This is a genomic window from Streptomyces sp. NPDC101219 (genome assembly GCF_044767675.1).
Classification (GTDB): domain Bacteria; phylum Actinomycetota; class Actinomycetes; order Streptomycetales; family Streptomycetaceae; genus Streptomyces.
This window is the reverse complement of record NZ_JBIWOK010000001.1, coordinates 97,722-118,276: the sequence shown is the minus strand read 5'-3', so window position 1 is coordinate 118,276 and position 20,555 is coordinate 97,722. Positions and strand designations below refer to the sequence as shown.

The window sequence follows — 20,555 nt, the reverse complement described above, 5'->3', positions numbered from 1 at the left end:
CTCCATACCGTGGAATCACCCCATCGTCACCGTGTGGAAGCGGAGGGAACCCTCTGTGTCCGACTCCCGTGTGCCGAGCCCGCGGCGCTACCTCGTCTGCGAACCCAGACACTTCGCCGTGCGCTACGCGATCAACCCGTGGATGCACCCCGACCGTCCCGTCGACGTCTCTCTCGCCCAGCGCCAGTGGCGGTCGCTGGTCGCCGCGTACCGGGACCACGGCCATACCGTGGAGAACGTGAAGCCCGTACCCGGTCTGCCCGACATGGTGTTCGCCGCGAACGCGGCGGTCGTCGTGGAGGGCCGTGTGTTCGGTTCCCTGTTCCACGCGCCCGAGCGGCGCCCGGAGTCCGCGGCGTACGAGACGTGGTTCAAGGCCGAGGGCTACGAGGTGCACCACCCGGAGTCGGTGTGCGAGGGCGAGGGCGACCTCGTGCCGGCCGGGCGGTGGATCCTGGCCGGCACCGGATTCCGCACCACGCGCGAGGCGCACCGCGAGGTGCAGGAGCACTTCGGGGTGCCGGTGATCGGCCTGACGCTGGTGGACCCGTACTTCTACCACCTGGACACGGCGCTGTTCGTGCTGGACGACGAGAACGTGGCGTACTACCCGGAGGCGTTCTCGCCCGGCAGCCGCGAGGTGCTGGCCCGGCTGTACCCGGACGCGGTGCTCGCCACCCGCGAGGACGCGATGGCCTTCGGCCTGAACTCCGTCTCGGACGGCCGCCACGTGTTCATCTCGCCCGGGGCGACGGCCCTCGCGGGCCGGCTCGCCGACCGCGGTTACGTTCCCGTCCCCGTCGACCTGTCCGAGTTCCACAAGGCCGGCGGCGGCATCAAGTGCTGCACTCAGGAGATCCGCTCATGACCACTGCCGCCCGTACTCGTTCGTCCGCCGGTCTGATCGGTGCCGAGGAACCCGTCCTCGCGCACAACTACCACCCGCTGCCCGTGGTCGTCGCCCGGGCGGAGGGCACCTGGGTGGAGGACGTGGAGGGCCGCCGCTACCTGGACATGCTGGCCGGTTACTCGGCCCTCAACTTCGGCCACCGGCACCCGGGGCTGATCGAGGCCGCGCACCGCCAGCTGGACCGGCTCACCCTGACCTCGCGCGCGTTCCACAACGACCGGCTCGCCGAGTTCGCGGAGCGGCTGACGGCGCTGACCGGGCTCGACATGGTGCTGCCGATGAACACCGGCGCGGAGGCGGTGGAGAGCGCGGTCAAGGTGGCCCGCAAGTGGGCCTACGACGTGAAGGGCGTACCGGCCGACCGGGCCACGATCGTGGTGGCGGCGGACAACTTCCACGGCCGGACGACGACCATCGTCAGCTTCTCCACGGACGAGGTGGCCCGCGGCGGCTTCGGCCCCTTCACGCCGGGCTTTCGCGTCGTCCCCTACAACGACCTGGCGGCGCTGGAGGAGGCCGTCGACGAGACCACGGCGGCCGTGCTGATCGAGCCGGTCCAGGGCGAGGCCGGCGTGATCATCCCGGACGACGGCTACCTGGCCGGGGTGCGCGAGCTGACCACCCGCAAGGGGTGCCTGTTCGTCGCCGACGAGATCCAGTCGGGCCTGGGCCGCACGGGCCGGACCCTGGCCGTGGAGCACGAGTCGGTCGTCCCGGACATGGTGCTGCTGGGCAAGGCCCTCGGCGGCGGCATCGTGCCGGTGTCGGCGGTGGTCGCCCGCCGCGAGGTGCTCCAGGTGCTGCACCCGGGCGAGCACGGGTCGACCTTCGGCGGCAACCCGCTGGCGGCGGCGGTCGGCACGGCGGTGGTGGAACTGCTGGAGACGGGCGAGTTCCAGCGCCGGGCGGCCGAGCTGGGCGTGGTGCTGCGGGGCGGTCTGGAGTCGCTGGTCGGCAAGGGTGTCGTCGGCTTCCGGGCCCGTGGGCTGTGGGCCGGGGTGGACGTCGACCCCGCGCTCGGCACCGGGCGCGAGGTCAGTGAGCGCCTCATGCGTGAGGGCATCCTGGTCAAGGACACCCACGGCTCCACGATCCGGCTCGCGCCGCCGCTGACGATCACGTCGGACGAGCTGGCGGGGGCCCTGGGGACCCTGGAGAAGGTGCTGGGCGCGGGGGCCTGAGGCCCGGGTGCGGCGGACCGGCGGGACGGCCGGCGCGGACGGGTGCCGCGCCGGGTGCCCCGCCGGTCCCTCCCGGACGTCCCACCGGTCCCTCCCCGGACGTCCCACCGGTCCCTCCCGTCCGGCCCTTCCCGCGGGGCGCTCCGGGGAGCCGCGCACTCGGTCCCGGGGTGAAGATGGGGGGCAAGAGGTCGCAGACCACCCCCAGCGACAGCGAGGCCGGCCGTGGGCGGAGACGAGGAGCAGGACGCGACCCGGCAGGGGTTCGACGTGGCCGACGCCGTTCCCCTGCTGTCCGATCCGCACGGCGTCGTGTCGGGCTGGACGCCCGGGGCCGAGCGGCTGCTGGGGTATCCGGCCGAGGGCGCCGTCGGCCGCAAGCTGGCCGAGCTGCTGTCCGAGGAGGACGCGCGGCGGGCGCCGGACCTGGTGGAGCGGTGCCGGACGGAGGGCGGCTGGGACGGCCTGCTGACGGCCCTGCACCGCGACGGCCGGTCCGTGCGGCTCATGGCGCGGATCACGACGATCGTGGCACCGCGCGGTGAGGCGTCGCTGCTGGTCCTGCTGTCGGAGCTGACCGGCTCGACCGGCTGGTACATGAGCCGGGCGGTGCTGGAGCAACTGGTCACCGGGTCGCCCATCGGCCTCGCGATCGTGGACACCGACCTGCGTTTCGTGTGGTCCAACCCGGCGCTGGAGCAGTTCGGGGGCGGGCCCGCGAACCGGCGGCTGGGTCTGCGCTTCGCCGACGTCCAGCCGGGCATGGACGCCGAGGCGGTCGAGGAGCAGATGCGCCACGTGCTGCGCACCGGGGAGCCGGTCGTCGGCTACGAGCACGTCGGCCGGGTGCGGTCAGCGCCGCTGCGCGAGACCGCGCACATGCTGTCGTTCAACCGGCTCGACGACGACCGCGGTCGCCCCATGGGGGTGTACTACACAGTCGTCGACATCACCGAGCGGCACCGGGCCCGGCAGCGCCTGGCCCTCCTGGACCGGGCCGGCGAACACATCGGGCGCAGCCTCGACATCGGCCGCACCGCGCAGGAGCTCGCCGACGTCGCCGTCCCCGACCTCGCGGACTTCGTCACCGTGGACCTGCTGGAGACCGTGCTGCGGGGCGCCGAGCTGCCGCCCCTGCCGGCAGCCGGGAACGGCACGCTCGAACTGCGCCGGGCGGGTCACCGGTCGGTGTACGAGGACCTGCCGCGGCCCGGTGTGGAGACCGGCGGGGTGGCCGCGTACCGCGCCGACTCGCCCCCGGCCCGGGCCCTGACCACGGGCCGGTCCTGGCGCCAGGAGCAGCTCGATCCGCTGGAGACGGAGTGGGTGGTGAACTCCGGGGCGTCGCAGTCCACCTTCCTGGAGCTGGGCCTGCAGAGCGTGATGATCGTGCCGATCCGGGCCCGGGGCGCCACCCTGGGCCTGACGGCCTTCTACCGGCGCCGCCGCCAGGACCCCTTCGACGCGGACGACCTGAACCTGGCCGAGGACCTCGTCTCCCGCGCCGCGGTCTGCGTCGACAACGCCCGCCGCTACACCCGTGAGCGGAACGCGGCCCTCGGGCTGCAGCGCAGTCTGCTGCCCCGCCGGCTGCCCGAGCAGGACGCCGTCGAGGTGTCCGCCTGCTACCGCCCGGCCGACGAGCTGACCGGCCTGGGCGGCGACTGGTACGACCTCGTCCCGCTGTCCGGGGCCCGCGTCGCCCTGGTCGTGGGCGAGGTCCCCGGGCACGGCATCGACGCCGCCGCGGCCATGGGCCGGCTGCGGACCGCGGTCCGCACGCTGGCCGCGCTGGACCTGCCGCCCGAGGAGGTGCTGGCGCACCTGGACGACCTGGTGGGAAGCGTGGCCCGGGACGAGGGCTCCGACCCCGAGGGGGCACCGGACCAGTCGGTGGGCTCCGGGTGTCTGTACGTGGTCTACGACCCGGTCGACGGCACGTGTGCGATGGCCGCGGCGGGGCAGCCCGCGCCCGCCGTGCTGGCGCCCGACGGCACGGTCACCTTCGTCGAGCTTCCGCAGGGCCCGCCGCTGGGGGTGGGCGGCCCGCCGTTCGAGGCGCGGGAGCTGTCGCTGGCGGAGGGCAGCGTGCTCGCCCTGCACACCGACGGTCTGCTGGCCCGCGACGGCCCGGAGGCGGCCGGGGCCGACCGGAGCCGGCTGCGCAGGGCGCTGCGGGAGCACCCGTCCTCGCTCGAGGTGTGCTGCCGGGCCGTGGTGGACGCGCTGGTTCCCGACCGTCCGTTCGACGACGTGGCGCTGCTGCTGGCGCGCACCCGGCGGCTCGGTGAGGACCGGGTCGCGGTGTGGGATCTCCCGTCGACGCCGACCGTGGTGGCCGAGGCGCGCCGGACGGCGACGGCGAAGGTGGCCGACTGGGGGCTGGAGGACCTGGTGTTCACCACGGAGCTGGTGGTGAGCGAGCTCGTCACGAACGCCATCCGGTACACCGACGGGCCCGTGCGGCTGCGGCTGATCCGGGGGCGCTCGCTGGTCTGCGAGGTGTTCGACAGCGGGGCGACGGCGCCGCACCTGCGCCATCCGCGGGCCATGGACGAGGGCGGGCGCGGGCTCCTGCTGGTCTCCCAGCTGGCCCAGCGGTGGGGCACCCGCTTCGCTCCCCACGGGAAGATCATCTGGGCCGAGCTGCCGGTCACCGGACCGGCGGACTGAGGCCCGTCCGCCGGGCCTCCCCGGGACGGTCCGGGTCCGGTCCGGTCCGGGTCCGGGTCCGGTCAGTGGGCGCGCGCGCCGTCGAGATCCTCGATGTGCCGCACGTTCCCCCGGTCCTCGGCGTCCTCGCTGGGCGCACCCGCGAACCAGGCGTCGAGGATCTCCCCCAGCAGCGGCTCGGAGGTCAGCCGCAGGCTGAGCGCCAGCACGTTGGCGTCGTTCCAGCGGCGCGCGCCGTCCGCCGTGTAGGCGTCCGTGCACAGCGCGGCCCGTACCCCGGGGACCTTGTTCGCGGCGATCGCGGCGCCCGTGCCGGTCCAGCAGCAGACCACGGCCTGGTCGGCCGTGCCGGCAGCGACCTCGCGGGCGGCCGCCTCGGAGCAGACCGCCCACTGCGGGTCGTCGCCCGGGCTCAGTGCACCGTGCGCGCGCACCTCGTGACCGCGCTCGCGCAGAGCGGCGACCAGGGCCCGGGCCACGGGTTCGTCCATGTCGGAGGAGACGGAGATCCGCATGCCATCGAGCGTAGCGCCTGTCCCGCCGTGTACCTCCGCCCCGCATACGGACGCCCTGCTCGGCGGCGCTCGGGGCCGGCTCCCGGGGCCGGCTCCCGGGGCGCGGGCGCCCGCGGCGACCCTCAAGATCCGGTCACACACGCCCGCGCGGGTTGCCGTCGGCCCCCGTCCGGCAGGAGGGTGTGTCCCGCGGACCACCCCAGCCGCACAAGTCCCCACCGGCACGGGCGTGGTCGGGCGTCGTGCCGCCCGCGGGCGGCGCCGCGCGCCGCTCCGTCCGACCTGGTGCCGGGCGGTGCTGCCCGGACCTAGACTGACACCCCGCCACGTGCCGGTCGGCCTGCTGGAGAACGGCGGTCCACCGGCCCGCCGGAGCCGAGGAGCGTGCCTTGTTCTACTACTTGCTCAAGTACGTGCTGCTGGGGCCGCTGCTGAGACTGGTGTTCCGGCCGCGCATCGAGGGGCTGGAGCACGTGCCGTCGTCCGGTGCCGCGATCGTGGCGGGCAACCACCTGTCGTTCTCCGACCACTTCCTGATGCCCGCCGTGCTCAAGCGGCGCATCACCTTCCTCGCCAAGGCCGAGTACTTCACCGGGCCCGGCATCAAGGGCCGGCTCACGGCGTCCTTCTTCCGCAGCGCGGGGCAGATCCCGGTGGACCGCTCGGGCAAGGAGGCCGGCCAGGCGGCGATCCGGGAAGGGCTGGGGGTGCTGTCCAAGGGGGAGCTGCTCGGCATCTACCCCGAGGGCACCCGCTCGCACGACGGCCGCCTCTACAAGGGCAAGGTGGGGGTCGCGGTGATGGCCCTGAAGGCGGGTGTCCCGGTGATCCCGTGTGCGATGATCGGGACGTTCGAGGCCCAGCCCCCCGGCCGGGTGGTGCCGCGCATCCACCCGGTGGTGATCCGGTTCGGCGAGCCCCTGGACTTCTCACGCTACGCGGGCATGGAGAACGAGAAGGCGATCCTGCGGGCGATCACCGACGAGATCATGTACGCGATCCTGACGCTCTCCGAGCAGGAGTACGTCGACCAGTACGCGGCCGCCGCCAAGGCCGCGGACGCCGAGCGGAAGGCCGTCCGGAAGGCCACTGGCGAACGGCGCACGCGGCGGCTGCCGCAGCGCTAGGCGTTCATCCGGGGGGAGGTGCGGCCGGGGTCCCGGTCGCACCTCCCCCTTCGGCGTGTCCGGGCGGCCGGGGTGCGCGGGCCGCTTCCCGCGCGGGGGCCGGAATCAGGAAGGCGCCGTTCCCCGGTGCTCCGCGGTGATGCCGAAGCGGTGCTGTTCGCCGGGAGCGGACGCGGTCCCGCGGATGCCGGACACCGTGCTGACCACCACCTGCTCCCCCGCCGCCTCCGCGGCCTGGGCCCGCTGTTCCAGTTCCTCGAGTCGTCGCAGGTCATCGGCTGAGACGAGGGCGGCCAGCGGCTTGCCGTGCCGGGTCAGGACGACGCGCTCACCGCCGTACACCACGCGGTTGGTCAGGTCGGCGAGCTCAGCCCTGGCTTGCGTCACCGGAATCTCGTAGGCCATACCTCCATCCTAACGCGATGTACGTCCTGTACATTTTTTACAGACACAGCCTGCCAGGAGGGGGTCCCATGACCCGGCCGTCCGCTCGCCACGCCCTGCCGGAGTTCACCGAACGCACGGCCTCGGGACACCGGACCACCGATCCGTACGCGAAACTGCTGGAGCAGCGGATCGTCTTCCTCGGAGCCCCGCTCGACGCAACCTCCGCGAACGACGTGACGGCCCAGTTCATGTACCTGGAGCAGCTGGCTCCCGAGCGGGACATCTCGCTCTACGTGAACTCCCCGGGCGGCTCCTTCCACGCCCTGTCGGTGCTCTACGACACGCTGCGCTTCGTCACCTGCGACGTGGAGACGGTGTGCCTCGGCCGGGCGGAGGGTGCCGCCGCGCTGCTCCTGGCCGCGGGCACGCCGGGCAAGCGGTTCGTGCTGCCCGGGGCGCGCCTGGTGCTGCGTCAGCCGTCGCTGGAACCGGTCGAGGGCCCGACCAGCGACCTGGTCGTCCAGGCCGGTGAACTGGAGCGGGTGCGCGCGCGGATGGAGGACATCCTCGTCCGGCACACGGGCCGCGGCGCGGAGCAGGTGCGGTCGGACATCGAGCGGGACCTGGTCCTCGACGCGCGGGCGGCGGTGGAGTACGGCCTCGCGGACGCCGTCGTGCCCGGCCGCAGGGACACGCACCCCACAGCTCGCGGGACGAGGTGAGTGGCCGGTGCTGCCCCCCGAACTGCCGCCGCTGCCCGCACTGACCCGCGCGGAGGCGGAGCTGATCGACCGTTACCTCGAGGTCGTCGACCTGATCGGGCGCATCAACCCGGCCCGGGACGGCGACACCTACCGCGGACTGCGGGCCGCCCAGGCGCTGGTGGGCAGGGCCGCCGAGCTGCGCGACGCGCTGGCCCTGATGCACCGTCGGGGCGAGAGCGAACTGCACTCCCCCACCCTCGCGCGGGCCCTGCGCGTGCTGGACGGTGAGCGTCGCACCGCACGGGTCACGCTGCCGCCCCGTTCCGGCAGTTGACGGGAGCGGGGAGCGGACGTCGTCCGGACGCGCGGGCCGCTCGGGCGGCGCGTCCGGACGGGAGTTGAAACGGACTGAACGGGCTACCCCCAAGCGGCGTAGACACACATCCATTTTCCGGCCCGTCCGGCTTGCGCAACGCGCCCGGCCCCAGGGCGGAATGAGACATTCCGCCGCTGGTCCGGGGCTCCTCGGAGGCCGGGACGCCGACCCGGACGTACGGATGTCCACCCGAACGGATGAGTGGTGAGTAACAACACAAACCCCCGGTTCCGTTGGGATATCGGGCACGCCATGGGTCAAGATCCGTGACTGACGACAAGACCCCGCCGCCGCGGCGGGGCGATCCGGGCGGACGCCGAGTCCTGCCGCCGCCCGGATGACCGGTCGACACGGAGTGGATCGGCAGGAGTGGAGGACCCAGCACGACGGGTTGCCGGACCGTCAGGTCCGAGCAGTCCTTGGGGTGAAGCCGCATCCGTGCGGCCGGGCAACTTCGCCAGCCCGAATCCGACAGGTCATCCTTCACAGGCGGCTGACGAAGGGTTGCGCATGTCTGCGCTCAATCGTGTCCCGTCTCTCATGGCCCGGGCCGGCACGGCCTCGGCCCTCACCCTCGCCGCCGTCGGCGGCTCGATCGTGGTCCCCGGAGTCGCCTCCGAGGCCGCCGCCGCCAGCCCCGCCACCAAGGCACTGAAGGTCGCCGCCGCCAAGAAGGGCGCGCCCTACCGCTGGGGGGCCACCGGCCCGAACCGCTTCGACTGCTCGGGGCTCACGCAGTACGCGTTCAAGAAGGCGGGCAAGAAGCTTCCCCGCACGGCCGCCCAGCAGTACAACAAGACCCGCCACATCTCCGCCAAGAACCGCAAGGCGGGCGACCTGGTGTTCTTCCACTCGGGCAGCTACGTCTACCACGTGGGCATCTACGCCGGGAAGGGCAAGCTCTGGCACGCCCCGAAGACCGGGGACGTGGTACGCCTGCAGAAGATCTGGACCGGCAGTGTCTGGTACGGCCGGGTGAAGTGAGCCGCGGGGGCGGCGGCACTTGGAGGGCTGCCGCCCCACCGGACCCGACCGTCCCGGCCAGGCATGGGACGGCCGGTGCGGGTACTGGTACGGGATGGCCGAGCATCCACCCTGCACGGCGCGCGGCGAGACCCCGCTGCAGCGCGCCGACCGCAACTTCGTCGAGCTCCTCCAGGAACTGCGGGTCACCCAGACGGGTGTGCAGATCCTCTTCGCCTTCCTGCTGTCACTCGCCTTCACCTCGCGCTTCACCTCGCTCGACACGGTGCAGCGCGCCACCTACGTCACCACCCTGCTGCTGGCGGTCCTGGCCGCCGCACTGTTCACGGCGCCGGCGGCGCTGCACCGCTCGCTGTTCCAGCAGGGCGCCAAGCCGCGGATCGTGCAGGTCTCGTCGCGGCTGGCGACCTGCGGTCTCGTGGTCCTGACGTTCGCCTTCAGCGGGGCGGTGATGCTGGTGGTGGACGTGACGGCCGGCCGGTCCGGGGGCATCGCCTCGGGTGGCGGGACGTTTCTGGTCTGCCTCGGGCTGTGGGGTCTGCTCCCCCGTCTGGTGGGCCGCGCGGGTACCGAGGACGACCGCCGGGGCGTGCCCGGGCCGTCGCCCCGGCCGGCGCCGCTGCGCGAGACCATCGGGCGGCCGTCCGGCCTGCGTCCGCCGGCCCCGCGCCGCGCGGGGCCGGCCCGGAACCGCTGAGCCCCCACACGGCCGTCCTCCCCGGCCGGGCGCGCCGGGTCACCCGGGGTGCCCCGGATCCCCCTCTAGGGTTCCTGCTGTCCCGCGGCCGGGACCGGCTCGGCCGGTACGGTCCACGGGATCTCCACGGACACCGTCTTGCCGCCCTCACCCGTGGGCCGGATCCTCAGCCGGCCACCGCACTCCGCGGTCAGCCACCGGATGATGACCAGCCCCCGCCCGTTGTCCTGCTGCACCGCGGCGGGCAGTCTGCGGGGGAACCTGGGGTGGCTGTCGGTGACGGCGACGTACAGCCGCTCGTCGCGGACGAGGCCGACGTCCACCCGGAAGGTCGGGGACTGCCCGAAGGTGTGCTGCACGGCGTTGGTGGCCAGTTCGGAGACGATCAGCCGGACGCTGTCGGACACCTCCGCGTCGGCCGGCATGCCCCACTCCGCCAGGGCGCCCGCCACATGGGCCCGGGCCGCGGAGACCGAGGCGGGATCGCTCGGCAGAGTGACGGATGATTCCAGGTGGTCTGCCATGGCGAGTCGTCCCTTTCCACGGGACCGCGGTCCGACACGGAGCGGATGGTTGGAGTACGGTCCCGCACTGGTGCTTCGTCGCCAGACTGCCACCCCGGCGGGGTGAAGGGCGCCGATCCACCGGGATATGCATATATCTGTCGCTCAATGCGGTGAACTCTGCCACGGGAGAGCGTATTTGGGCGGCACGCAAGGAGTAGGGGGAGACCATGCAGCACGGTCCCGTCGTGCGTCGCCGGAAACTGGGTGCCGAGCTGCGTGCGCTGCGCACCTCGGCCGGACTCACCAGCGGTGAGGCGGCCGGGCTGGTGGGCTGGCACCAGTCCAAGGTGAGCCGCATCGAGACGGGCACCAGCGGGGTGAAACCGGCCGACGTACGGTTACTTCTCGACGCCTACGGAGTGGGCGACGCCCAGCTGCGGGACCTGCTGATGGTGCTGGCCGGCACGGGCGACGCCGACGGCCGGCACCACTGGTGGCACGCCTACCGCGGGGTACTGCCGCCCACCTACCGGGACTTCATCAGCCTGGAGTCGCAGGCCGGCGCGATGCGCACCCTGGAGACGACGGTGGTGCCGGGCCTGCTGCAGACCCCGGAGTACGCGCGCGAGGTGACCCGGGCCGCGCTGGAGGGCGTGTCGGAGGAACGGCTCGACACCCTGGTGGAGGTGCGGCTGGCCCGGCAGGACGTGCTGTTCGGGGAGCAGCCGCTGGAGCTGACCGCGGTGCTGGACGAGGCGGTGCTGCGTCGTCAGGTCGGCGGTCCCGGGGTGATGGCCCGCCAGCTGAACCGGCTGACGGAGGCCGCGCGCCTGCCTCATGTCCGGTTACAGGTACTGCCGTTCACCGCCGGGGCGCACATCGGCGTTACCGGCCCTTTCGTCATCTTTTCGTTCTCGCGCACATCCGACTTGGATGTGGTGGTTCTCGACCACTTGACGAGTAGCCTCTATCTGGAGCGGAAAGAAGACCTCCGGGCGTATCTGGAGGCCTTCGACGCCCTGTCGATCCACGCCCTTTCACCCGAGGACTCGTTGGATTTCATCGCCGGGACAGCCGCCGGCGCGTAAGGAGGCACGATGCCTGCACCGCCTCGGACCATTCCTTCCAGTACCGATCTGCCCGGTGTGCGGTGGCTGCGCAGCAGCTACAGCACGGGCGCCAACAACTGTGTCGAGACGGCCCGGCCCGCGGACGGCCCCTGGGCCGGACTGCTCGCCGTGCGTGACTCCAAGAACCCGGCCGGACCCGCGCTGGCCTTCTCCCCCGGGAGCTGGGCGCGCTTCGTCGCCGGGACGGGCTGAACGGCCCCTCGGCCACCGGCCCCTCCACCCGCCGGGCGACGCACGGCCGTGCCACGCCGACTCATGGCCGCGTCTCGCCGATCACCTGTACAGCGCGTCCGATCTCCGCCCCGGACAGGTCCGCGCGGGCGGTCAGTCTGAGCCGTGACACGCCGTCGGGCACGGAAGGAGGACGGAAGCAGCCCACGGACAGACCGGCCGCCCGGCAGTCGGCCGCCCATCGCACGGCCTGCTCCGGGGACGGAGCCCGCACGGAGACGACCGCGGCGTCGGGACGCACCGCGTCCAGGCCCGCGGCCGTCAGCCGGGCGTGCAGCTCGCGCGCCACGGCGTGCGCCCGGGCCGCCCGTTCCGGCTCGCGGCGCAGCAGGCGCAGGGCCGCCAGCGCGGCGCCCGCCGCGGCGGGCGCCAGGCCCGTGTCGAAGATGAACGTCCGCGCCGCGTTGACCAGATGCTCCGTCACCCGGGCGGGTCCGAGCACCGCACCGCCCTGGCTGCCGAGCGACTTGGACAGGGTGACCGTCACGACCACGTCGTCGGCACCCGCCAGCCCGGCCGCGTGCGGCGCGCCGCGGCCGCCCGAGCCGAGGACCCCCAGGCCGTGTGCGTCGTCGAGCACCAGACCCGCGCCGTGCTCCCGGCAGGCCGCGGCGAGCGCGGTGAGCGGGGCGGCGTCCCCGTCCACCGAGAACACCGTGTCGGACACGGCGACGGCGGGCCCGTCGTGGCCCGCGAGCGCCTTGCGCACCGCCTCCGGATCGGCGTGCGCCGCCACCTGCGTGGTCCCGCGGGCCAGCCGGCAGCCGTCGATGAGGGAGGCGTGGTTGCCCGCGTCGGAGACGATCAGAGAGCCGTGCGGGGCCAGCGCGGTGACCGCGGCGAGGTTGGCGGCGTAACCGGACGAGAAGACCAGCGCCGACTCGTGGCCGCAGAACGCGGCCAGTTCGCGCTCGAGCTCGGCGTGCAGTTCGGTGGTGCCGGTGACGAGCCGGGAGCCGGTCGCGCCGCCGCCCCAGGTGCGGGCGGCCCGCGCCGCCCCCTCGGTCACCTCCGGGTGGCGGGCCAGGCCCAGGTAGTCGTTGCTCGCCAGGTCGACGAGCGGAGCATCGGCCGGGCGCGGACGCAGCGTCCTGACGAGACCGGCGCGGCGGCGTGTCCGCGCCTGTTCCTCGATCCAGCCGAACGCCATGGCCCCTCCGGTCCTTTGTAGGCAGTGCACAGACACTAGCGGGAGCGGCCCGGGAGCACCGTGTGGTGATACCCACACGCCCGAGCGGGTCTGTTGTCCGAAGTCTCCTTGGCCCGGGGCGGTCGAGTAGGACAGGATCGGCTTTCATGGACCTGCTGAACACGCTGGTGGACAAGGGGCTTCGGCGCGAGACGCCGACCCGCGAGGAAGCTCTGGCCGTCCTCGGGACGTCGGACGACGAGCTGCTCGACGTGGTGGCCGCGGCCGGGAAGGTGCGGCGGCACTGGTTCGGGCGCCGCGTGAAACTGAACTATCTGGTCAACCTCAAGTCCGGGCTCTGTCCGGAGGACTGCTCCTACTGCTCCCAGCGGCTCGGCTCCACGGCCGGCATCCTCAAGTACACGTGGCTGAAGCCCGACGAGGCGTCCAAGGCCGCCGCGGCCGGTCTCGCGGGCGGGGCCAAGCGGGTCTGCCTGGTGGCCAGCGGCCGCGGCCCGACCGACCGGGACGTCGACCGGGTCTCGGACACCATCAGGGCCATCAAGGACCAGAACGAGGACGTCGAGGTGTGCGCCTGTCTCGGCCTGCTCTCCGACGGCCAGGCGGAACGCCTGCGGGAGGCCGGGGCGGACGCCTACAACCACAACCTGAACACGTCAGAGGCGACCTACGGGGACATCACCACCACCCACACGTACGCCGACCGGGTGGACACGGTGCGCAAGGCGCACGCGGCCGGTCTGTCGGCCTGCTCCGGGCTGATCGCGGGCATGGGCGAGAGCGACGAGGACCTCGTCGACGTGGTGTTCGCCCTGCGCGAGCTGGACCCGGACTCGGTGCCGGTCAACTTCCTGATCCCGTTCGAGGGCACCCCGCTCGCCGAGCAGTGGAACCTCACCCCGCAGCGCTGCCTGCGGATCCTGGCGATGACCCGGTTCGTGTGCCCGGACGTCGAGGTGCGCATCGCCGGCGGCCGCGAGGTGCAGCTGCGCAGCATGCAGCCGCTCGCGCTGCACCTGGCCAACTCGATCTTCCTGGGCGACTACCTCACCAGTGAGGGCCAGGCGGGCCGGGCCGACCTGGAGATGATCGCGGACGCCGGGTTCGAGGTGGAGGGCGCCGACCAGGTGACCCTGCCCGAGCACCGCACGGGCGGCGGCTGCGGGGGCCACGGCGCCGGGGACGTGTGCGGGTCCGCGGCGTCCGGCGAGCCGGCGTCCTGCGGTGCGGGCGGCTGCGGTCCGGCCGCCGGGCACGCGTGCGGTGACGCGGCGCCGGAGACCGTCCCGGCGGCCGAGGAGCCGCGCCCCGACCTGGTCGCGGTCCGCCGCCGCGGTGCCGGAACGGACCTCGCTCCCAATGCCTGAGCGGTCGGTCGCCGAGCTGCTGGCGCTGGACCGGCAGCACGTCTGGCATCCGTACGGGCCCATGCCGGGCCGTCAGGAACCGCTCGTCGTGGAGTCGGCGAGCGGGGTGCGGCTGCGGCTCGCGGACGGCTCGGGCGAGCTGGTCGACGGCATGGCCTCCTGGTGGTCGGCGATCCACGGCTACAACCACCCGGTCCTCAACGAGGCCGCCCGTGACCAGCTCGGGCGGATGAGCCACGTGATGTTCGGCGGGCTCACCCATGAGCCCGCGGTACGGCTGGCGAAGCTCCTTGTCGACATGTCGCCCGAGGGGCTGGAGCACGTCTTCCTCGCGGACTCCGGGTCCGTGTCCGTCGAGGTCGCGGTCAAGATGTGCCTGCAGTACTGGCGTTCGCTGGGCCGCCCCGGGAAGCGGCGGCTGCTGACCTGGCGCGGCGGCTACCACGGGGACACCTGGCAGCCGATGTCGGTGTGCGACCCGGAGGGCGGGATGCACGGGCTGTGGGCGGGTGTCCTGCCCCGGCAGGTGTTCGCCGACGCGCCGCCCGCGGAGTACGACGAGGCGTACGCGCAGGGGCTGCGGGAGCTGATCGGGCGGCACGCGGCGGAGCTGGCCGCGGTGATCGTCGAACCGGTGGTGCAGGGCGCGGGCGGGATGCGGTTCCACTCCCCCGCCTACCTGCGGGTGCTGCGGGAGGCGTGCGACGAGCACGGAGTGCTGCTCGTCCTCGACGAGATCGCGACCGGCTTCGGACGCACCGGCGCGCTGTTCGCGGCGGACCACGCCGCCGTGACCCCGGACGTGATGTGTCTGGGGAAGGCGCTGACCGGCGGCTACATGTCGATGGCGGCCACGCTGTGCACCGCGCGGGTGGCCGACGGCATCTCGCGCGGCGAGGTGCCGGTGCTCGCCCACGGGCCCACCTTCATGGGCAACCCGCTGGCGTCCGCCGTGGCCTGCACGTCGGTCGAACTGCTGCTCGGACAGGACTGGCTCGCCGAGGTCAAGCGGATCGAGGCGGGGCTGCGCGAGGGGCTGGCTCCGGCCGCGGATCTGCCGGGCGTGCGTGACGTGCGGGTCCTCGGCGCCATCGGCGTCGTCCAGCTCGACCGCCCGGTCAACATGACCGCGGCGACCGCCGCGGCCGTCCGCGAGGGGGTCTGGCTGCGGCCGTTCCGCGACCTGATCTACACCATGCCGCCGTTCGTCACGCACGACGTCGACGTGGCGCGGATCGCCCGGGCGGTGTGCGCCGCCGCCGAGGAGGGCTGACGTGGCGGTACTGGTGGTCACGGGCACCGGGACCGAGGTGGGCAAGACGGTGGTGACGGCCGCGGTCGCCGCCGCCGCGCTGGCCGCAGGCCGGTCGGTCGCCGTGCTGAAGGCGGCGCAGACGGGCGTGCGGCCGGGCGAGCCCGGCGACGTCGAGGAGGTGCTGCGGCTGGCCGGCCCGGTGACGGCGGCCGAGACACGGCGCTACCCCGAGCCGCTGGCCCCGGCCACGGCGGCCCGGCGGGCGGGCCTGGCCGCGGTGCGTCCGCACGACGTCGCCGAGCGTGCCGCCGCGCTGGCCGCCGGGCACGACCTGGTGCTGGTGGAGGGCGCGGGCGGCCTGCTCGTCCGGTTCGACGCGGCCGGCGGCACGCTCGCGGACGCGGCCGCCCTGCTGTCGGCACCGGTGCTGGTGGTGGCGTCGGCGGGACTGGGCACGCTGAACGCCACCGAACTGACGGCGCGTGAACTGGACCGCCGGGGCCTGGAGGCGGCGGGCGTCGTCATCGGCAGCTGGCCCGGGGCGCCCGGCCTGGCCGCGCGCTGCAACCTGGCGGACCTGCCGGAGGTGAGCGGGCTTCCGCTGCTGGGCGCGGTCCCGGCCGGGGCGGCGGCCCGGCCCCCGGACGCCTTCCGGACGGCCGCACCCGGCTGGCTGGCCCCGCGCCTGGACGGGACGTGGGACGCGGAGGCGTTCCGGGCCCGCGAGGCTCCCTGACCGCGCCTCCGGACCGCCGAAGGGGGTGCGGGAGGGGCGCCGCGGGGGAGAATTGCGGTACGCCCGTCCAGGGAGGTCCTCATGCGCCTACGGTCCGCCCGCCCCGCCGGTCAGAGCCGGGACTGCGTGCACCATCCGTTGTTCGCCCGCTGGTACGCCCGGGCGAGCGTGGCCGCCGAGTCCCGTATGGGGATGGCCCGGGTGCGGCGCCGCCTGCTCGACGGACTGTCCGGACGGGTGCTCGAGGTGGGCGCCGGCAACGGCCTGAACTTCGCGCACTATCCGGACACCGTCGCCGAGGTGGTGGCCATCGAACCGGAGCGCCGGCTGCGTTCCCTCGCCGTGGAGTCGGCGCTGCGCGCCCGGGTGCCGGTGGACGTGGCACCGGGAGCGGCGGAGGCCCTGCCCGTCAAGAGCGAGGCGTTCGACGCGGTGGTGGTGTCCCTGGTGCTGTGCAGCGTGCGGGACGTGCCCCGGGCGCTCGCGGAGTTCCGGCGGGTGCTGCGGCCGGGCGGCGAGGTGAGGTTCTTCGAGCACGGCAGCGGGGGCGGCCGCGCCATGCGGCTCACCCAGCGGGCGCTGGACCGGACGGTGTACCCGCCGTTGGCCGGCGGCTGCCACCTGGCCCGCGACCCGGTCGCGGCGCTGCGGGAGGCCGGGTTCGTCCTCGGGCCCTACCGGCGGATGCTGATGCCCGAGGAGGGGCCGGTGCTGCCCACGTCGTACTGCTCGCTCGGCACGGCGTGGCGCCCGGTGACGGACGCCTCGGAGCCTCCGGCGGAGCCGTCGGGGCCGGTCGGCGGACGTTGAGCGGGTCGCCCTTCGGGGCGCGGGGCACGCGGTACGGGGGGCGGGCGCGGGGCACGTGGTGCGGGGCGGCCGAACCGGGTGCCCCTTACACCGGCATCGGGGATCCGGCACCTGGGGCGGAGACGCTCCCGCACCCACGGGGGATACCGGGTGTGGACCACGTCACATTACCCTCGGGCGCGACGAACACGACGGGGCGCCCGGACGCCGTATCCGCGTCCACCCCGTCCACCCCCAGGAGGCGGTCTTGTCCACACCAGCTGCGGAGCACGCCCCCGGCCTCGCGTCGGCCGACGGGATCGCGGCCCGCGCCCGCGGCCTGACCAAGGCGTACGGATCGGGCGAGACCGCCGTGCTCGCCCTGGACTCGGTGGACGTGGACATCGTGCGCGGCCGGTTCACCGCCGTGATGGGGCCGTCGGGGTCGGGGAAGTCCACGCTCATGCACTGCCTGGCCGGGCTGGACACGGTGTCGGCGGGCCAGGTGTGGCTCGGGGACACCGAGATCACCGGCCTCCGGGACCGGGAACTGACCCGTCTGCGCCGCGACCGGATCGGGTTCATGTTCCAGTCGTTCAACCTCATCCCGACGCTGAACGCGCTGGAGAACATCACGCTGCCCATGGACATCGCGGGCCGGAAACCGGACGAGGGGTGGCTGGAGCAGGTGATCGAGACCCTGGGGCTGCGGGACCGGCTCGAGCACCGGCCCGCGCAGCTGTCCGGCGGCCAGCAGCAGCGGGTGGCCTGCGCCCGGGCGTTGGCGTCGCGGCCCGAGCTGATCTTCGCGGACGAGCCGACCGGCAACCTGGACTCGCGGGCCGGGCTGGAGGTGCTCGGCATGCTCCGCGAGGCCGTGGACCGGCTGGGCCAGACCGTCGTCATGGTCACCCACGACCCGGGCGCCGCCGCCCACGCGGACCTCGTGCTGTTCCTGGCGGACGGCCGCATCGTCGACGAGATGCCGCGGCCCACGGCGGAGGCCGTGCTGGAACGGATGAAGCGCTTCGACGTGATCCGCGCCAAGGCCGACGGCGAGGCGCCCCCGCCCGGAGCGGCACCCGGAGCGACACCTGAAGCGGCACCCGCAGCGGCCGCCGACGAGGGTACCGCCGCCGCCCCGGCGGAGCGGGCCGGACACGGCGAGGACTGAGACCGTGCTGAAGGCGACGCTGAGGAGCTTCCTCTCCCACAAGGGCCGGCTGCTGCTGTCGGCGCTGGCCGTCGTGCTGTCCGTGGCGTTCGTCGCGGGCAGCCTGATCTTCTCCGACACGGTCTCCCGTACCTTCGACCGTCTCTTCGCGTCCTCGTCCGCCGACGTCACCGTGACCCCCCGGGAGGACCTGCAGTCCTCGGTGCCGACGGGTGCGGTCCGCACCCTGCCGGCGTCGCTCGCCGAGCGGCTGTCGGCGCTCGACGGCGTCGCGTCGGGCCACCCGGACGTGGAGGCCGACAACATCACGGTGGTCGACGAGGACGACCGGTCGCTCGGCTCGACCACCGGGGCGCCCACCCTCGCCGTGGACTGGCACGTCAGCGAGCAGAGTGTCGTCGAGCTGACCTCCGGCAGCGCACCGCGCGGCCCCGGCCAGGCGGTCCTGGACGCGGACACCGCCGACTCCAAGGGCGTCGGGATCGGGGACACCCTGACGGTGCAGGCGCAGCCCGGTTCGTTCAAGGTGGAGATCGTCGGGATCGCGACGTTCACCACCACCAATCCGGGAGCGGCGCTGGTCTTCCTCGACCCCGGGGTCGCCGCGACCGAGCTGCTGGGCTCCGCCGACCTGGCGACCAGCATCTCCCTGACGGCCGCCCCGGGCGTGTCCGACGACGTGCTGAAGCAGCGGGTGACCGCCGAACTGGGGTCCGGCGCCTACGAGGTGCGTACCGCCGACGAGACCGCGCAGACGGCCGCCGAGCAGCTCGGCGGGTTCCTCGACGTGATCAAGTACGTCATGCTCGGATTCGCCGGGATCGCCGTACTGGTGGGCGTGTTCCTGATCGTCAACACGTTCTCGATGCTGATCGCCCAGCGCACGCGCGAGCTCGGGCTGCTCCGCGCGATCGGAGCCGACCGGCGGCAGGTGCGCCGTTCGGTGCTGACCGAGGCCGTGCTGCTGGGCGTGGTCGGCTCGACGCTGGGTCTGGCGGCGGGTATCGGGCTCGCCTTCGGCCTGATCGCGCTGATGAGCACCGTCGGGATGAACCTGAAGGCCGCCGAGATCGTCATCGGCTGGATCACGCCCGTGTCCGCCTATGCCGTCGGCGTGGGCGTGACCTTCGTCGCCGCCTATCTCCCGGCCCGCCGCGCGGCGGGCGTGTCGCCGATGGCGGCGCTCGCGGACGCCGAGATCGCCGGCGTGGGGCGGCCGTTGCGCACGCGCGCGGTGGCCGGTTCCGCGCTGGGGGCGCTGGGCGCCGCGGCCCTCGTGGGCTGCGCGCTGTCCGGGGAGACCTCGACCGCGGCGTCCCTGCTGGGCCTCGGCGTCGTCCTCACCCTGGTCGCCACGGTCGTCGCCGGGCCGCTGCTGGTACGGCCGGTGATCCGGGTGCTGGGGGCCGCCTTCCCGGTGCTGTTCGGTCCGGTGGGGCGGATGAGCCAGCGCAACGCCCTGCGCAATCCGCGCCGTACGGGTGCCACCGCGGCCGCACTGATGGTGGGGCTCGCCCTGGTCGGCGGCATGTCGGTGGCCAGCGCCTCGATGTCCCGTTCCTTCGACGAGCAGATCGACAAGACGCTGGGCGCGGACTTCGTCGTCCAGAACGCCAACTTCCTGCCCTTCTCCCAGGAGGTCACCGACCGGGTGCGGGACACGGAGGGCGTCGGGCTGGTGGTGCGGCAGCGGTTCGCCCCGCTGGCCGTGCACCTGCCGGACGGGGAGCGGATCGAGACGACCGCCGCCGGCTACGACGACGAGGTCGACGACGTCGCGAACGTCACCTACGCGAGCGGCGACACCGCGGCGGCCCTGGCCGACGGCAGCATCGCAATGGACGCGGACTTCGCCGAGGATCACGGCGTCCGCGTCGGCACCGCCGTCCCTGTCGAGTTCCCCGGCGGGCAGCGCACCGAGCTGACCGTGACCGCCCTCACGGACATGGCGGGCGGCGAGGGCTTCGGCATGCAGGGCGGGCTGTTCATGGGCATCGCCACGGTCGAGAAGTACCTGCCCGGCGGACAGGAGTCCTCGCTGTACGTGAACGCGGCGCCGGGCACGGAGGCGGACGTCCTGGGCGACCGCCTGGAGACGGCGCTCGAGCCCTACCCGCAGGTCCAGGCGCGCGACCAGGCCGAGTACAAGGACCTGGTGCACGACCAGATCGCGGTCCTGCTGTACCTCGTCTACGCCCTGCTCGGGCTGGCGATCATCATCGCGGTGCTCGGGGTGGTCAACACCCTCGCCCTGTCGGTGGTGGAGCGCACCCGGGAGATCGGACTGCTGCGGGCGATCGGACTGGCCCGGCGGCAGCTGCGGCGGATGATCCGGCTGGAGTCGGTGGTCATCGCGGTCTTCGGCGCGGTGCTCGGACTGGCGCTGGGCCTGGTGTGGGGCGTGTGCACGCAGCAGGTCCTGGCCCTGCAGGGCATGACCGCGTTCGCCGTCCCCTGGGGGACGATCGTCGCGGTGGTCGTCGGCTCGGCCGTGATCGGCATCGCGGCGGCCCTGCTGCCGGCACTGCGCGCGTCGCGGATGAACGTCCTGGAGGCCATCGCGCACGACTGAGGGCGGGCCGGAGTGCGGCGCGGGCGGGGCGCGGGCGGGTGGTCCGGATCGTGGAATTCCCCGGTGGGGGCGCGTGCCCCGTGCTGTGATC

General features: G+C 73.8%; 20 protein-coding genes and 1 riboswitch. Of the genes, 16 read left to right on the top strand and 4 right to left on the bottom strand.

All coding sequences use genetic code 11. The features are described from left to right. The first annotated feature begins 55 nt into the window (after positions 1-55). From ddaH to ACIRPP_RS00590, 3 genes are all read left to right on the top strand, one after another. A complete protein-coding gene (ddaH, locus tag ACIRPP_RS00600; RefSeq protein WP_403636724.1) occupies positions 56-868 on the top strand; it encodes a dimethylargininase in 813 nt (270 codons plus the stop codon). Beyond that, complete coding sequence (gene rocD / locus ACIRPP_RS00595; RefSeq protein ID WP_403636722.1) at positions 865-2,091, top strand: ornithine--oxo-acid transaminase; 1,227 nt, start codon at positions 865-867, stop codon at positions 2,089-2,091. The genes ddaH and rocD overlap by 4 nt, the downstream gene beginning before the upstream one ends. A 225-nt stretch (positions 2,092-2,316) precedes the next feature. Then, a complete protein-coding gene (locus tag ACIRPP_RS00590) occupies positions 2,317-4,764 on the top strand; it encodes a SpoIIE family protein phosphatase (protein ID WP_403636721.1) in 2,448 nt (815 codons plus the stop codon). 62 nt (positions 4,765-4,826) lie between these two features. On the opposite strand, the gene ACIRPP_RS00585 is transcribed toward ACIRPP_RS00590, so the two are convergent. Then, positions 4,827-5,279 carry an RpiB/LacA/LacB family sugar-phosphate isomerase gene (locus ACIRPP_RS00585; protein ID WP_403636719.1) on the bottom strand — a complete coding sequence of 151 codons (453 nt, stop codon included), beginning with the start codon at positions 5,277-5,279 and terminating at the stop codon, positions 4,827-4,829. Positions 5,280-5,668: 389 nt separating this feature from the next. Here ACIRPP_RS00585 and ACIRPP_RS00580 point away from each other — a divergent pair, with 389 nt between their 5' ends. Then, the gene (locus ACIRPP_RS00580; RefSeq protein WP_403636718.1) at positions 5,669-6,406 is read left to right on the top strand and encodes a lysophospholipid acyltransferase family protein; all 738 of its coding nucleotides are present in this window, start codon (positions 5,669-5,671) and stop codon (positions 6,404-6,406) included. A gap of 105 nt (positions 6,407-6,511) precedes the next feature. On the opposite strand, the gene ACIRPP_RS00575 is transcribed toward ACIRPP_RS00580, so the two are convergent. Then, a complete protein-coding gene (locus ACIRPP_RS00575; protein ID WP_403636716.1) occupies positions 6,512-6,811 on the bottom strand; it encodes a type II toxin-antitoxin system Phd/YefM family antitoxin in 300 nt (99 codons plus the stop codon). A 68-nt stretch (positions 6,812-6,879) separates the two neighbouring features. On the opposite strand from ACIRPP_RS00575, the gene ACIRPP_RS00570 reads away from it, so the two are divergent. The 4 genes from ACIRPP_RS00570 (at position 6,880) to ACIRPP_RS00555 (ending at position 9,554) form a co-directional block, all read left to right on the top strand. Beyond that, positions 6,880-7,515, top strand: a complete 636-nt coding sequence (locus ACIRPP_RS00570) for an ATP-dependent Clp protease proteolytic subunit (protein ID WP_403636714.1) — start codon at positions 6,880-6,882, stop codon at positions 7,513-7,515. 7 nt (positions 7,516-7,522) lie between these two features. Then, positions 7,523-7,831 (top strand): hypothetical protein, encoded by a 309-nt coding sequence (locus ACIRPP_RS00565; RefSeq protein WP_403636712.1) that lies wholly within the window; start codon positions 7,523-7,525, stop codon positions 7,829-7,831. A 346-nt stretch (positions 7,832-8,177) separates the two neighbouring features. After that, a riboswitch (cyclic di-AMP (ydaO/yuaA leader) is annotated at positions 8,178-8,380 on the top strand. 3 nt (positions 8,381-8,383) lie between these two features. Continuing rightward, the gene (locus ACIRPP_RS00560) at positions 8,384-8,857 is read left to right on the top strand and encodes a C40 family peptidase (protein WP_164338815.1); all 474 of its coding nucleotides are present in this window, start codon (positions 8,384-8,386) and stop codon (positions 8,855-8,857) included. A gap of 94 nt (positions 8,858-8,951) precedes the next feature. Next, positions 8,952-9,554 (top strand): DUF6328 family protein, encoded by a 603-nt coding sequence (locus tag ACIRPP_RS00555; protein WP_403636710.1) that lies wholly within the window; start codon positions 8,952-8,954, stop codon positions 9,552-9,554. A gap of 65 nt (positions 9,555-9,619) precedes the next feature. Here the strand turns inward: ACIRPP_RS00555 and ACIRPP_RS00550 are convergent, their stop codons facing one another. Then, positions 9,620-10,078: an ATP-binding protein gene (locus ACIRPP_RS00550; protein WP_403636708.1), complete on the bottom strand. Its 459-nt coding sequence runs from the start codon at positions 10,076-10,078 to the stop codon at positions 9,620-9,622. A gap of 209 nt (positions 10,079-10,287) precedes the next feature. Here ACIRPP_RS00550 and ACIRPP_RS00545 point away from each other — a divergent pair, with 209 nt between their 5' ends. Beyond that, positions 10,288-11,148, top strand: a complete 861-nt coding sequence (locus ACIRPP_RS00545) for a helix-turn-helix domain-containing protein (RefSeq protein ID WP_403636706.1) — start codon at positions 10,288-10,290, stop codon at positions 11,146-11,148. 9 nt (positions 11,149-11,157) lie between these two features. Then, complete coding sequence (locus tag ACIRPP_RS00540) at positions 11,158-11,382, top strand: DUF397 domain-containing protein (protein ID WP_403636704.1); 225 nt, start codon at positions 11,158-11,160, stop codon at positions 11,380-11,382. Positions 11,383-11,443: 61 nt separating this feature from the next. Here ACIRPP_RS00540 and ACIRPP_RS00535 read toward each other — a convergent pair whose 3' ends face one another. Then, entirely contained in the window at positions 11,444-12,571 is a 1,128-nt protein-coding gene (locus ACIRPP_RS00535; RefSeq protein WP_403636703.1) for an 8-amino-7-oxononanoate synthase, read from the bottom strand. A 146-nt stretch (positions 12,572-12,717) separates the two neighbouring features. Between ACIRPP_RS00535 and bioB the strand changes: the two genes are divergently transcribed. The 6 genes from bioB to ACIRPP_RS00505 all read left to right on the top strand — a co-directional run bounded on the left by bioB (position 12,718) and on the right by ACIRPP_RS00505 (position 20,464). Beyond that, positions 12,718-13,938 carry a biotin synthase BioB gene (bioB, locus tag ACIRPP_RS00530; RefSeq protein WP_403636701.1) on the top strand — a complete coding sequence of 407 codons (1,221 nt, stop codon included), beginning with the start codon at positions 12,718-12,720 and terminating at the stop codon, positions 13,936-13,938. After that, positions 13,931-15,211 carry an adenosylmethionine--8-amino-7-oxononanoate transaminase gene (locus tag ACIRPP_RS00525; RefSeq protein ID WP_403636699.1) on the top strand — a complete coding sequence of 427 codons (1,281 nt, stop codon included), beginning with the start codon at positions 13,931-13,933 and terminating at the stop codon, positions 15,209-15,211. The genes bioB and ACIRPP_RS00525 overlap by 8 nt, the downstream gene beginning before the upstream one ends. A 1-nt stretch (position 15,212) precedes the next feature. Further along, a complete protein-coding gene (gene bioD / locus ACIRPP_RS00520; RefSeq protein ID WP_403636697.1) occupies positions 15,213-15,929 on the top strand; it encodes a dethiobiotin synthase in 717 nt (238 codons plus the stop codon). Positions 15,930-16,010: 81 nt separating this feature from the next. After that, the gene (locus ACIRPP_RS00515; RefSeq protein ID WP_403636695.1) at positions 16,011-16,739 is read left to right on the top strand and encodes a class I SAM-dependent methyltransferase; all 729 of its coding nucleotides are present in this window, start codon (positions 16,011-16,013) and stop codon (positions 16,737-16,739) included. Between the two features lie 247 nt (positions 16,740-16,986). Beyond that, positions 16,987-17,892, top strand: a complete 906-nt coding sequence (locus tag ACIRPP_RS00510) for an ABC transporter ATP-binding protein (protein ID WP_403636693.1) — start codon at positions 16,987-16,989, stop codon at positions 17,890-17,892. A 4-nt stretch (positions 17,893-17,896) separates the two neighbouring features. After that, on the top strand, positions 17,897-20,464 hold the full coding sequence (locus ACIRPP_RS00505) for an FtsX-like permease family protein (RefSeq protein ID WP_403636691.1): 2,568 nt from the start codon (positions 17,897-17,899) through the stop codon (positions 20,462-20,464). Positions 20,465-20,555: the final 91 nt, after the last annotated feature.

Coding starts and splice junctions, on each gene's coding strand:
- ACIRPP_RS00575 (WP_403636716.1), bottom strand. CDS start 6,811: ATGGCCTACGAGATTCCGGTGACGCAAGCCAGGGCTGAGCTCGCCGAC.
- ACIRPP_RS00585 (WP_403636719.1), bottom strand. CDS start 5,279: ATGCGGATCTCCGTCTCCTCCGACATGGACGAACCCGTGGCCCGGGCC.
- ACIRPP_RS00555 (WP_403636710.1), top strand. CDS start 8,952: ATGGCCGAGCATCCACCCTGCACGGCGCGCGGCGAGACCCCGCTGCAG.
- ACIRPP_RS00550 (WP_403636708.1), bottom strand. CDS start 10,078: ATGGCAGACCACCTGGAATCATCCGTCACTCTGCCGAGCGATCCCGCC.
- ACIRPP_RS00560 (WP_164338815.1), top strand. CDS start 8,384: ATGTCTGCGCTCAATCGTGTCCCGTCTCTCATGGCCCGGGCCGGCACG.
- ACIRPP_RS00540 (WP_403636704.1), top strand. CDS start 11,158: ATGCCTGCACCGCCTCGGACCATTCCTTCCAGTACCGATCTGCCCGGT.
- ACIRPP_RS00515 (WP_403636695.1), top strand. CDS start 16,011: ATGCGCCTACGGTCCGCCCGCCCCGCCGGTCAGAGCCGGGACTGCGTG.
- ACIRPP_RS00545 (WP_403636706.1), top strand. CDS start 10,288: ATGCAGCACGGTCCCGTCGTGCGTCGCCGGAAACTGGGTGCCGAGCTG.
- ACIRPP_RS00570 (WP_403636714.1), top strand. CDS start 6,880: ATGACCCGGCCGTCCGCTCGCCACGCCCTGCCGGAGTTCACCGAACGC.
- rocD (WP_403636722.1), top strand. CDS start 865: ATGACCACTGCCGCCCGTACTCGTTCGTCCGCCGGTCTGATCGGTGCC.
- ACIRPP_RS00535 (WP_403636703.1), bottom strand. CDS start 12,571: ATGGCGTTCGGCTGGATCGAGGAACAGGCGCGGACACGCCGCCGCGCC.
- ACIRPP_RS00525 (WP_403636699.1), top strand. CDS start 13,931: ATGCCTGAGCGGTCGGTCGCCGAGCTGCTGGCGCTGGACCGGCAGCAC.
- bioB (WP_403636701.1), top strand. CDS start 12,718: ATGGACCTGCTGAACACGCTGGTGGACAAGGGGCTTCGGCGCGAGACG.